12 protein-coding genes and 1 pseudogene are annotated in these 12,720 nt (G+C 34.6%); 6 read left to right on the forward strand and 7 right to left on the reverse strand.

Going from position 1 to position 12,720, the window contains the following annotated elements:
- Both ACHZDT_RS14315 and ACHZDT_RS14320 read right to left on the reverse strand, forming a co-directional pair.
- A partial coding sequence (locus ACHZDT_RS14315; RefSeq protein ID WP_394775302.1) for an NADP-dependent glyceraldehyde-3-phosphate dehydrogenase occupies positions 1 to 1,461 on the reverse strand: 1,461 nt, incomplete at its 3' end.
- Between the two features lie 75 nt (positions 1,462 to 1,536).
- Positions 1,537 to 1,848 (reverse strand): rhodanese-like domain-containing protein, encoded by a 312-nt coding sequence (locus ACHZDT_RS14320; protein ID WP_394775303.1) that lies wholly within the window; start codon positions 1,846 to 1,848, stop codon positions 1,537 to 1,539.
- Between the two features lie 497 nt (positions 1,849 to 2,345).
- Between ACHZDT_RS14320 and ACHZDT_RS14325 the strand changes: the two are divergent.
- Positions 2,346 to 2,971 (forward strand): annotated as a pseudogene (locus ACHZDT_RS14325) (Crp/Fnr family transcriptional regulator).
- Positions 2,972 to 3,248: 277 nt separating this feature from the next.
- Positions 3,249 to 4,034, forward strand: coding sequence for a sulfite exporter TauE/SafE family protein (locus ACHZDT_RS14330; RefSeq protein WP_394775304.1), 786 nt, complete (start codon positions 3,249 to 3,251; stop codon positions 4,032 to 4,034).
- 315 nt (positions 4,035 to 4,349) lie between these two features.
- Here the strand turns inward: ACHZDT_RS14330 and ACHZDT_RS14335 are convergent, their stop codons facing one another.
- The 5 genes from ACHZDT_RS14335 to ACHZDT_RS14355 form a co-directional block, all read right to left on the reverse strand.
- Positions 4,350 to 4,763 carry a helix-turn-helix domain-containing protein gene (locus tag ACHZDT_RS14335; RefSeq protein ID WP_394775305.1) on the reverse strand — a complete coding sequence of 138 codons (414 nt, stop codon included), beginning with the start codon at positions 4,761 to 4,763 and terminating at the stop codon, positions 4,350 to 4,352.
- A gap of 305 nt (positions 4,764 to 5,068) precedes the next feature.
- On the reverse strand, positions 5,069 to 5,539 hold the full coding sequence (locus ACHZDT_RS14340; RefSeq protein ID WP_394775306.1) for a barstar family protein: 471 nt from the start codon (positions 5,537 to 5,539) through the stop codon (positions 5,069 to 5,071).
- A gap of 30 nt (positions 5,540 to 5,569) precedes the next feature.
- Positions 5,570 to 6,646: a cytochrome d ubiquinol oxidase subunit II gene (gene cydB / locus ACHZDT_RS14345; RefSeq protein ID WP_394775307.1), complete on the reverse strand. Its 1,077-nt coding sequence runs from the start codon at positions 6,644 to 6,646 to the stop codon at positions 5,570 to 5,572.
- Between the two features lie 2 nt (positions 6,647 to 6,648).
- Positions 6,649 to 7,995, reverse strand: a complete 1,347-nt coding sequence (locus ACHZDT_RS14350) for a cytochrome ubiquinol oxidase subunit I (protein ID WP_394775308.1) — start codon at positions 7,993 to 7,995, stop codon at positions 6,649 to 6,651.
- A 300-nt stretch (positions 7,996 to 8,295) separates the two neighbouring features.
- Positions 8,296 to 8,889 (reverse strand): HD family hydrolase, encoded by a 594-nt coding sequence (locus ACHZDT_RS14355; RefSeq protein WP_394775309.1) that lies wholly within the window; start codon positions 8,887 to 8,889, stop codon positions 8,296 to 8,298.
- A 367-nt stretch (positions 8,890 to 9,256) separates the two neighbouring features.
- Here ACHZDT_RS14355 and ACHZDT_RS14360 point away from each other — a divergent pair, with 367 nt between their 5' ends.
- From ACHZDT_RS14360 to ACHZDT_RS14375, 4 genes are all read left to right on the forward strand, one after another.
- Complete coding sequence (locus ACHZDT_RS14360; protein WP_394775310.1) at positions 9,257 to 10,672, forward strand: rhodanese-like domain-containing protein; 1,416 nt, start codon at positions 9,257 to 9,259, stop codon at positions 10,670 to 10,672.
- A gap of 83 nt (positions 10,673 to 10,755) precedes the next feature.
- On the forward strand, positions 10,756 to 11,325 hold the full coding sequence (locus tag ACHZDT_RS14365; protein ID WP_394775311.1) for a YeeE/YedE family protein: 570 nt from the start codon (positions 10,756 to 10,758) through the stop codon (positions 11,323 to 11,325).
- Positions 11,326 to 11,352: 27 nt separating this feature from the next.
- Positions 11,353 to 11,832 carry a DUF6691 family protein gene (locus tag ACHZDT_RS14370; RefSeq protein ID WP_394775312.1) on the forward strand — a complete coding sequence of 160 codons (480 nt, stop codon included), beginning with the start codon at positions 11,353 to 11,355 and terminating at the stop codon, positions 11,830 to 11,832.
- 20 nt (positions 11,833 to 11,852) lie between these two features.
- Positions 11,853 to 12,374 carry a GNAT family N-acetyltransferase gene (locus ACHZDT_RS14375; protein WP_394775313.1) on the forward strand — a complete coding sequence of 174 codons (522 nt, stop codon included), beginning with the start codon at positions 11,853 to 11,855 and terminating at the stop codon, positions 12,372 to 12,374.
- The last annotated feature ends 346 nt before the right edge of the window (positions 12,375 to 12,720 follow it).

The raw sequence follows: 12,720 nt of genomic DNA on the forward strand, positions 1-12,720 counted from the left end.
CAATGCATCAGGAATACTCAAAGTCCCAACAGCCGAGTCTTTACGACCTGTAAACGGAAAAGCATCCGGACCTCTCTGGCAAGAACTGTTCAGGTTTACCCTGCAAACTAAATTCACTAAAGAATCAATAAGCGGTGCCAAAGTTTTAATATCCTTCCCGAACAAACTTACTTGTTGACCGTAATTTGATTCGGCCATATCATCCAGAGGTTCATCAATGTGTTTGAATGAGATAATAGGCACAACCGGACCAAATTGTTCTTCGTGATACACACGCATATTTTTATCTACAGGATATAAAACTGCCGGAAAAATATAATTTTCCGTATGTTTTCCACCTTTTTCGTTCAGTATTTTTGCTCCTTTAGAAGTTGCATCGTCAATTAATCCCTGAATATAAGCTGGTTTTTCGGCTTCAGGAAGTGGCGTTAACGAAACTCCTTTTTCCCACGGATTCCCAAATACCAAACCATCTACTTTTTCAGAGAAACGTTTATTAAATTCTTCAGCAATTGATTCATGCACATAAAGCACTTTTAAAGCCGTACAACGCTGACCATTAAAAGATAAAGAACCTGCAATACATTCCTGAATTGCCAGATCTAAATCAGCATCTGGTAAAATAATAGCGGGATTTTTAGCTTCTAAACCTAGAATTAATCTTAATCTGTTTTTATTTGGATGTTGATCCTGTAACGCAATTGCAGATTTACTGTTTCCAATTAACGCCAAAACATCAATTTTCCCTGATTTCATTATCGGAGAAGCTACTTCGCGACCTCGACCATAAACAATATTTATAACACCTTTAGGAAAACTGCTTCTAAAAGCATGCAATAATGGTGAAATACATAAAACACCATGTTTTGCAGGTTTAAAAATAACCGTATTACCCATAATTATTGCCGGAATCAATAATGAGAAAGTTTCATTTAACGGATAATTGTAAGGTCCAAGACATAATACAACTCCCAAAGGTCCGCGGCGAATCATAGCATTCACACCCTGAACTTTTTCAAAATGCGAACTGCGTCCGTTTAATTCCTTATAACTATCAATTGTGTCCTGAATATATTCTACCGTTCTATCAAATTCTTTTTGCGAATCGCCAAGGTTTTTTCCTATTTCCCACATCAAAAGTTTCACCACTTCTTCTCGGGTTTCCTTCATTTGTCGCACGAAATTTTCCATGCATTTAATACGGTCCGCAACTTTCATTGTTGGCCATAATCCTTGTCCTTTATTGTAGGCTCCATTTGCAGCTTCAACAACTTCGGCGGCTTCTTTTTCTCCCATAAATGGGATCGATCCTAATAATGTTGGCGTATATTTTTCTGTAGATGAAATGGTCGAAAAAACAGGAGTGGTTTGTCCTGTCCATTTTTTCAATTCGCCATTTACAAGATAAGTATCCTGGTTTATAAGCGTTGTAATTTGATATTCTTCGGGTATTAAACTCATAATCTGGTAATTTATGTTTGGTTATTAATAGCGCTTAAAAGAAAAAAGAGGCTTATTATTGCCTCTTATTTTGTTTTATGGATTTATAGTTTCGCCTTCCCAATCCAGGATTCCGCCAAGCAAGTTATAGGCATTTTCTATACCTAACTCATTCATAACCTGACATGCTTTTGCACTTCTGGCTCCGGAACGGCAATACACGTAATAATTTTTATTTTTATCTAATTCTTCGATTTCATAAATAAAACCCTGACCTTTATTAATGTCAATGTTTACGGCATTCTCGATATAGCCGTCATTAAATTCGTCTTGAGTTCTTACATCCAGTATAACTGCATTCTCGTCAGCAGCAAGCTGATTAACCCAATCTTCTTGTGATAAATTCATAGTATCTGTTTTTTGTAAAATTACGACGTTTCTATTAATTAAAAACGTGCCAAATGCGATTTCGATTATTATTCTCAGAAAACGTTTTAGAGAAAGTATTATAATCAGTGAAATACAAATTTACTCACTATTTTCAAAAATACAGTCTATAAAATCGATAGAAAATAGGATTTTTTCATTTTGATAAAATGCATCTAAATATAGTTTTCTCATAATTATAACCATTTCAATCTGCTATCTTTGTAATAAATTATATGTTTTAATTTCTATTTGATAAAAAAGTCAGCCACGATTTCACGAATTAATTAGCACAACTTCGTACAATTCATGGCGAATATTTTTTTAGCCACAGATTAAAATGATTAAAAAAGTTGCTACGAATTGCACAAATTCTCACTAATTATTCGTGTAGATTCGTGAATTCGTGGCGAAAAAAAAACTGTAAAAACCAGTTCAATCCGTAAAATCTGTGGGCTAATAATCTCCAACAATAAAAAATGCAAAACTCGCTTAAAAATATATTTCCAAATTTCTCCACAGAACTTATTTCGACAATCGAAGAAAACGGAAGCCTGCAAGATTTTGAAGCCGGAACAATATTAATGCGAACCGGACAATACATAAAAAATACCGTTTTAATCACCAAAGGAAAAATTAAAATCTATCGCGAAGGCGAAGATGGCGGCGAATTTCTAATGTATTATCTCCAACCCGGACAAGCCTGCGCGATTTCGATGATTTGCACCGCCAAAAGCGAAAAAAGCCAAATCATGGCAAAAGTTGTCGAAGATGTTTCGGTAATGATGATTCCGTTGCAAATGATGGATAAATGGATGATGGAACACAGAACCTGGTACGAATTTGTAATTGAAACGTATCGAAGCCGTTTTGAAGAAGTTCTGGAAGTTGTAGACAATATCGCTTTTCGCTCTATGGATGAGCGTTTAGAATTTTATCTCAAACGTCATTCTAATGCTTGTGGCTGTCTGAAGTCAATCTTTCACATCAGGAAATCGCAACCGAATTAAACACATCCAGAGAAGTTGTTTCAAGATTACTCAAAAAAATGGAACAAAGAGGTTTGGTCAAACTCAATCGAAATCAAATCGAACTTTTGAAGTAAATGTTTAGCCCACGGGTTTTACGGATTGAACGGGGTTTTCACAGATTTTTTCTTTTTTTCTTGATTTTGAAGTTCTGATTTGTCACATTGAGCGGAGTCGAGAACCCGCAAAGCATTTCGACTCCGCTCAATGTGACAACCAAAAAAATAAATCAGTGGAAACCGGTTTAATCCGCCAAATCCGTGGGCGATAATTCAGCCAACAAAAATATCCTTATGTGATAAATGTTACTGTAGATTTCTTTTTATCAAAGCACCTTTGCATAAAACAAATGCAATGGAATATATAGGTTATTTTGCTTCGATAATTATCGGGATTTCGCTGGGATTAATTGGCGGAGGAGGATCTATATTAACCATTCCTATATTAGTATATTTATTTAAGGTAAATCCGGAGCAAGCTACATCATATTCGTTATTTATTGTAGGTTCAACCGCTTTATTTGGGAGTTACAGCCATTACAAAATGGGAAATCTAAAACTGAAATCGGCATTATATTTTGCGATTCCATCTGTGATTTCGATTCTGATAATTCGAGAAGTTATTTTTCCACAAATTGCATCAACGTTGTTTTCTATTGCTTCATATTCCGTTTCAAAAGATTTTCTGATTATGATTATTTTTTCTATTTTGATGATTACCGCAGCAATATCAATGATTAGAAAAAACAAACCCGAAATAAAAACCACCGAAACCAACTATATACAATTAAGCATAATTGGTTTTGTAGTAGGAATTATAACCGGATTTCTTGGCGCCGGCGGAGGATTTCTCATCATTCCTGCTCTACTCTTTTTCGCAAATTTACCCATGAAACAAGCCGTAGGAACATCGTTATTAATCATCACCATAAATTCCTCCATAGGTTTTGCGGGCGATTTATACATAGGAACTCCCATAAATTATCCTTTTTTATTAGGCGTTTCAGGAATGGCACTTTTAGGAATGTTAATAGGAAGTCAGCTTTCAAAAAAAATCGACGGCACAAAACTAAAACCCATTTTTGGATGGTTTGTTCTTGTGATGGGATTTTATATTATTACTAAGGAGGTTTTATTTTAAGGTTTTTCTCTCGCAGATTTTTCGCAATCATTGTCATTTCGACAAAGGAGAAATCACATCAAGTAACTCCGCAAAGATAAGCGAAAATCTTTGTCGATTCTGTACATGTGATTTCTGTCGAAATGACAAAAACTAAAAATCCGTTTATTCATTTCGAGTAAACGGATTAATATATTTTGGGCGTTCCCTACGGTCGGGCTATCCGCTAAATTCCCAATTAACAAAAACTACGGCTAAAAAGCCTTGTTTTTCTAAATCGGGAGATATCGCTTCTATCCCTAACGCAAACCTGAGTAAACTAGAGGTTTTGAGATTTTATTTATTCAAAAGTTTTTCAAGATATTGAACTTTTTCTTTTTCGGCATTAACTAATTCTTTTTCAGCCAAAACCAAACGTTCATAAAGTTCAACCATTTTATCTAAAGGATTGAAAGTAAAAATAGGTCCAGATGCACCTTGTCCATTACTCGCGCTATTATCATAAAAATTATTGAAAAAATTAAAAACTGATTCTTCCGAAAAGTTTTCAATCGCTTCTACCGTAACTCCAAGTGCTTTTGCGATTTCTGCAAGTCTTTTATTATCAACTTCTTCACTTCCTTCAATGCTGGAAATAGTTTGTTGACTTATACCAATCTCTTCCGCAAGAATCTCTTGTTTCATTCCACGAAGCTCTCTGATTCGGCTAATATTTCTACCGATATGTTTTGGTTTTGTTGCTGTGCTCATAGTTCAAAGATATTTAAAATTCTTTAGAAATTGTTGATTTGGTAAAATACAGGTTATTTTTTGTAAGATACGCTTTACATGCTAAATGTGGTTTTTAGAAAATTAAATTCTAAAACTAAAAATTTGACTAGCCGTGGGTTTTAACCCACGGAATATTTGAGCAATTATTCTTGGCTTTAGCCAAACAAACTTAATAATTTGGCTAAAGCCATACACTTAAATTAAAAAAACCGTGGGTTAAAACCCACGGCTATTCAAAACTAAACGTTTAAAAAATTCATAAAAAGCGCTTTTAATTTTATCTTTTAATACCAAAAAAAATTACTAGCTCCAAAAGGATTCAAAGTAAAATTTCTATTTTCTACTTTAATTAATATCAATAATATTTCTGAAAATATCCGATGCCTTTGTGCACTTGAAACGAATATATCGATTAAATTATACGCTATTTTATTATTTATTTTGTCCAAGCTATTAAAAACAACAACTAAACCATTATCTGTGATTTCAATTTCGTTTAGACATTCCTGCAAGGCATCCCAATTATGTCCATAATAATTTGGAAAATCAAATTGAGCATGTAGTGTATTATGCATTATTTCTTTATCCGACAAGTCTAAACAATTAAACTCAATTACTTTATAATCCTCTGATTTTAGCCAATATGTATCTTCTTTTAAGGCTTCATCATCAGAATATGGTTTTAAAAAACCACGAGATATAATTTCATAATCTAACCTTCCCCAAGTTACAGGTTCATTTTTAAATTTAATCATAATTTTAATTTAGTGAATAGTCTCTAAAAATCAATGCTCCCCATACCCAACCTCATCCATTTTACCACTAAAAACGCGGTATTGAATAATGAAATAAATAATCACGAGAAACAAAGCAATAAAAAACCAACTCATTCCGGCGTTTAAACCATATTCTCCGGCCGCAGTATTATAAATTGTTAATGACGGATTTACTTTATTTGTTGAAGGCAAAACATTCGGGAAAATCGAAACGGCTGTTGAAGCAAATCCTCCAACAAGAAACAAAGTCGAAAATAAAAATCCCATTCCGTCCTTTTGCCATGAACGAACTTTGAATAATCCTAAAATTCCAACAAAAGTCATTACAGGAAAAAACCAAAGAATTGGATTTTCTACAAAATTATGAAACGGTCTTGGCTCAATAAAATGCCAGATTTGCAATGAAATACAAACCAAAACCAGTAAAACAATATTCAGTTTAAAAACCACATTTTTAAGTTGCGGATTCAAAGATGAATTGGTTTTATAAATAATCCAGTTTGCACCGTGAATCGACAAAGCCACAACGCTTACAATTCCCAGAAAAAGCGTAAACCAATCGATAATTCCCAGTTCATTTGCTTGCGGACTAAAAGTTGGATTCCATAAAGGCAAAAAGAAAAATTGCGGTTCCTGTGTTGATACACCGTTTGTTACCATTCCCAGATTTACACCACGAACAATATTCCCCAAAGCAATCCCGAAAAATAAAGCCAAAAGTAAACTCGCGATTCCAAAAGCTTTATCCCAAATGGCTTCCCACATTGGGTGATGTACTTGTCCGCGCATTTCCAGACCAATCGCACGGAAAATTAAAAGCCATAAAATCATAATCAACGGCAAATAAAACCCACTGAATGATGAAGCATATAAAGTTGGGAAAGCAAAAAACAAAACGCCTCCCGCAGCAATGATCCAAACTTCATTTGCATCCCAAAACGGACCAATTGCGCTTGTAATTGCTTTTTTATCTTTCTCGTTTTTAGCTAAAAATAAATGAATTATTCCTGCTCCAAAATCGTAACCGTCTAATACAATATAAACAGCCAGAATTCCCATTAAAACAACGTACCAAAAAAATTCCATATCTATATTTTTTCTGTATTGAGTTCAACATTATGAGGTCCTTTATTGATGATTTTTCCAATCAAAAGCAAAAACAACATTCCAAGTAAAAGATATAATCCTATAAAACCCAGTAAAGTAAACAAGGTATTTCCGGATGAAACCGTTGGCGATGCTCCCGCTGAGGTTCGCAACAAGTTATAAACGAGCCACGGTTGTCGTCCTAATTCGGCAGTGTACCAGCCTGTTGTATTGGCAATGTAAGGAAACGGCATCATAAACATCAGCGACCATAAAATCCATTTGGTTTCAAATAATTTGCCTCGAATCAATTGAAAAAGTGCCAAAACCATCAAACCTATAAATAATGTACCAAGTCCTACCATAATATGATACGCATAATACAATCCGGAAATATTAGTTGGGTGAAGATCTTCTTCAAATTGGTCTAAACCTTTGATTTCCTGTTCCCAATTTCCGTAAGTCAGGAAACTCAGGATATTAGGAACCGCAATTTTATTATCCAGTTTTTTATCTTTTACATCTGGCTGGCCAATTAAAACAATTTCAGAACCTTTCTTTTCAGTATGAAAAATTCCTTCCATTCCGGCAAAAGTTACCGGTTGGTATTTTACAACATTTTTAGCCAGTAAATCCCCAGTAGGAACTGCGACAATAATACTCGAAATCAATCCGAAGATTACGCCAGTTTTCAGAAATAATTTTCCGAAAGAAACATTCTTGTGACTTAAAATATAAAAAGCTCCAATTCCAGCCACAACAAATGAACTTGTGACTAAAGATGCTGCCTGATTGTGCAAATAAGACGGCCATAACCACGGATTTAGAAATAATGCTTTGAAATTCGTCAGTACAAATCTTCCGTTTTCAAGAATCTCGTAACCTACAGGATTCTGCATCCAGGAATGTGTTGCTATAATTAGATATCCGCTTGCCCAGGAACCTATACAAATCAATAATCCGGTGACAAAATGCCATTTATGTCCAATTATTTTTTCTCCAAATAAAAAGATACCGAGAAAAGATGATTCTAAGAAAAAGGAAAACATTCCTTCCATTGCTAAAGTCTGACCGATGATTCCGCCGGTTAATTCAGAGAATTTTGCCCAGTTAGTTCCAAATTGAAACTCCATTGGGATTCCGGTGACAACGCCCATTGCAAAATTGAGGGCGAAGATTTTCATCCAGAAATGAGTCGCATGATTGTATTGTTCGTTTTTTGTTTTAAGATATTTCCATTTGAAGTAAACAATGATCAGCGAAAGACCCATTGTAAGTTGCGGAAAAAGATAGTGAAAAGTAATTGTGAAGGCGAATTGCATTCGGTCATAAAAAAGCATTTCTTCCATAGTGGTATTTTATTTATGAAGTCCCACAAATTTACCCATTAAAACCCGAAATCACTGCCTTTAAAAAAAGTTTATCACCTGATATTTGTTAAACTTTTCAACAACTTTGCCAAAGTTTGTCATTTCGACGAAGGAGAAATCTCCGCTAGAAACTCGACAAAGATTTGATTCTCGTTGAGGAGCTACTTGCGGAGATTTCTCCTGCGTCAAATGACAAGATTGTGTCTAAACTTTGTGAAGAATGGATTAAAATCCATCCCTACAATATGTTTTGTTCCTCCGGAACTTTTTCTAAAACTATCAGTCCTTCTTTAAAATTCCTTTTTCTACGCTTTCATTAATTAATCCTTCGGCGTAGTTCCATAAAGTTTTTGAACCTTCTTTTATTACACTCTTTTTTTCGTAAACCTTATTATAATTTACATCAAATTCTTTCCAGGTTCCGCCATTATTGGATGTGTTTTGCAATAAAGGTTCAAGTCTGTCCATTGATTTTGCAAATTTTGCTTCGTTGGTTTCACCCGCTTCAAATTCTTCCCAAATGGCAATCATTTCTTCGGCTTGTTTCTTCGGAAGCAAACCAAAAATACGATTCGCCGCCAATCGTTCTTCATCTGTATTATCGTGATTTTTTATTGAATCGTAAATAAAAATATCTCCGGCATCGATTTCTACAATATCATGAATCAAAACCATTTTCACGACTTTCAAAACGTTTATCGGTTGATCTGAATGTTCGGCTAAAACAATCGCCATTAAAGCAAGATGCCAGCTGTGTTCTGCGTCATTTTCGTTTCGGTCGCTATTAAACAGCTTCGTTTTGCGCTGAATGTATTTTACTTTATCAATTTCTTTTACAAAAGCTATTTGATTTAATAAATCTTCTGTGTTCATATCAATGATTTTCGTAGAGTTGTAAAATTACGCAGATTTTTCTTTTTACCATGTAAGTTATATAAGTTCATTTTAGCTTTGCGCATAGGTACAGTCAACCTTAAATTTACTTATATAACTTATATGGTAAAGATTTCATTTTAGCATAACGCAAATTACGTGAAGTCTTAAATTCACTTATATAGCTTATATGGTAAAGATTTAATTTTAGCATAACGCAAATTACGTGAAGTCTTAAATTTACTTATATGACTTATATGGTGAAATTCCATTTTTTACACAAAAATCAAATTTGTGTAACATTAGTCACCCTATTTAATAAAAAAGTAGGTTACCTTTGTATTCCCATATTTTTAGAATATTTATCATGAAAATAGAACAAATTTACACCGGATGTCTTGCACAAGGTGCTTATTATATTACTTCAAATGGCGAAGCTGCAATTATAGATCCGCTTCGTGAAATCCATCCTTATTTAGATCGTTTAGAACGTGATTCTGTTAAATTAAAATATATTTTTGAAACGCATTTTCACGCTGATTTCGTTTCCGGTCATATTGATTTGAGCAAAGAAACTGATGCCCCAATTGTTTACGGACCAAATGCAACTTGTGAATTTGATTGCATTTCTGCCAAAGACGGACAAGAATTCAAAATTGGGAATATCATTATAAAAGCCTTGCATACTCCGGGTCACACTATGGAAAGCACGACTTATTTATTGATTGACGCAAACGGAAAAGATCACGCAATTTTCTCTGGAGATACTTTATTTATAGGTGATGTTGGTCGTCCGGATCTTGCTCAAAAAGCAGCCGGAATGACACAAGATCAATTGGCGGGAATTTTATTTCATTCATTAAGAGATAAAATCATGACGCTTGCCGATGATGTTATCGTTTATCCTGCGCATGGAGCAGGAAGCGCTTGCGGAAAAAATATGAGTAAAGAAACCGTTTCGACTATTGGGAATCAAAAAGTAAATAATTATGCTTTGCGAGCTAACATGACAGAAGCTGAATTTATTACCGAAGTTACCGATGGTTTATTGCCTCCTCCAGCCTATTTCAGTATGAATGTGGCAATGAATAAAGGCGGTTACGAAAGCTTTGAATCGGTTTTACATAACGGAATGAAATCAATTGATGCTAAAGATTTTGAGGCTGTTACCGAAGAAACCGGAGCATTGATTTTAGATACTCGTAAAAGTGCTGATTTTTACAAAGGATATATTCCGCAATCAATTAATATAGGAATCAACGGTGATTTTGCGCCGTGGGTTGGAACTTTGGTTGCCGATGTAAAACAACCTATTATTTTAGTTACCGAAATTGGTCTTGAAGAAGAAACCGTTACGCGTTTAAGCCGTGTAGGTTTTGATTCGATTATTGGTCATCTTGATGGCGGTTTTGAAGCGTGGAAAAAAGCTGGTTTCGAAACTGATACCGTAAACCGAATTTCGGCGGAACAATTTGCTTCAGAATTTAATATTAAAGAAGATAAAATAATCGATATTCGTAAAGAAACGGAATACGAAGCGGAACATATTGAAGATGCGTACAGTAAACCGCTTGCTTATATAAATGACTGGGTGAAAGATATTAACCCAAACGAACATTTTTATTTGCATTGCGCCGGCGGATATCGAAGTATGATCGCTGCTTCGATTTTACAAGCGCGCGGTTTCAGAAATTTTACCGAAATTGACGGTGGTTTTGGAGCGATTGCAAAAACAAATATTCCAAAATCAGATTTTGTTTGCCAAAGTAAAGTATTAAAGTAAAAAGTAACAAAGGTACAGAGGTACAAAGCGACAAAGGTTTAGCCTTTGAACCTTTGAACCTTTGTACCTCAAAACCTAAAAAAATGAACCTACTAGAAATCTTAAAAGAACCTTGGCCTTGGTACGTTGCGGGTCCGTTGATTGGATTGACTGTTCCTATATTATTGATTATCGGAAATAAATCTTTCGGGATTAGTTCGTCATTGCGCCATATTTGTGCAATGTGCATTCCTGCAAATATTTCGTTTTTTAAATATGATTGGAAAAAAGAAAGTTGGAATTTGTTCTTCGTCTTCGGGATTTTTCTGGGCGGAATTATTGCTGCATATTTTTTAACAAATCCCAATCCGGTTGAAATTACTGCCAAACTTTCGGAACAATTAAACTCTTACGGAATTACAGATCGTACGGGATTATTGCCAAAAGAACTTTTTTCATGGGAAAGTTTATTCACGCTTCGTGGATTTATTATGATTGTTGTTGGTGGATTTCTGGTTGGTTTTGGAACTCGTTATGCCGGCGGATGTACAAGCGGACATGCAATTATGGGAATTTCGAATTTGCAATGGCCTTCATTAGTAGCGACAATCTGTTTTATGATTGGCGGTTTTATTATGGCGAATTTGATTTTACCTTATATTCTTGCTCTTTAAAATATTCTTTCACTTTAAAATTCAAAAATGAATAATTTAGAAAATAAAAACACAGATACTGAAGGAATCAACGGAAGCCAATTGAAAGATTCGGGATTCTCAAACTTAAAATATATGTTGGTTGGAATTCTTTTTGGAATCGTATTCGTAAAAGCCGAAATCATTAGTTGGTTTCGTATTCAGGAAATGTTTCAGTTACAATCCTTCTTTATGTATGGCGTAATTGGAAGCGCGGTTGTTGTGGGGATTATATCGGTTCAAATCATCAAAAGATTCAATATCAAAACCATTCAGGGAGAAAAAATAGAAATTCAGCCTAAAACTTTTAGTAAAGGACAAATTTATGGTGGATTATTATTTGGTTTTGGATGGGCAATTACGGGAGCTTGTCCCGGACCTCTTTTTGCCCAAATTGGTACCGGAGTTACCGTAATTGTGGTTACTTTATTAAGTGCTATTTTAGGAACTTGGTTTTACGGTTTGATAAAAGATAAATTACCCCATTAATTCAGTATAATTTCAAATAAATGAGCAACACAACCTCACAGTTAATTTTAAGAAAAGCTGATATTGCCGAAACGCCTCTTATCTGGAATATTCTGCAAGATGCTATTGAACAAAGGCGACAAGACGGAAGTACACAATGGCAGGACGGTTATCCTAATGAACTTACGGTTCAGAATGACATCAAAAACGGTTATGGATATGTATTGACAGAAAACGAAACAATTTTGTGTTATGCTGCAATAATCTTCGACATTGAACCTGCTTATGAAGAGATTCAAGGCAAATGGCTTACTGATGGCGATTATGCTGTTATACATCGTGTTGCGGTTGCAAAATCAACAAAGGGCAAAGGTATTGCCACAAAGCTTTTTGAAAATATCGAGGATTTATGCCTCAAACAAAATATCTACAGCATTAAAGTAGATACGAATTTTGACAATGTTCCAATGCTAAAAATTTTAGACAGATTAAATTATACGTATTGTGGCGAGGTATTTTTTAGAGGTGCAGCACGAAAAGCATTCGAAAAAAAATTGGTTTAATTTGCAGACTTTAAGCTATTTTATATAGATAATCAAACCCGACAGGTTTTAAAAAACATGTCGGGTTTACTTTTTCGTTTAGTTTTATCTTTTTGGTTTATTCGATAAAATTAAATGATTTCCTGTTTTATAAAGTTCCGGAGGAACAAAACATATTGAAGGGATGGATTTTAATCCATTCTACACAATTACAAGAAACTTCATCCCTAAAATTGCAAATCTTTGGCGAGTTACGAGTGAGATTTCTCCTTTCGTCGAAATGACATACTCAGTCAAACCCGACAGGTTTTTAAAACATAAGTGTTCGGAAGATATTTTAAGTTGTATTAAATAGTGGTGATTTACT

Source organism: Flavobacterium sp., from assembly GCF_043722275.1.
In the GTDB taxonomy this organism is placed as follows: domain Bacteria; phylum Bacteroidota; class Bacteroidia; order Flavobacteriales; family Flavobacteriaceae; genus Flavobacterium.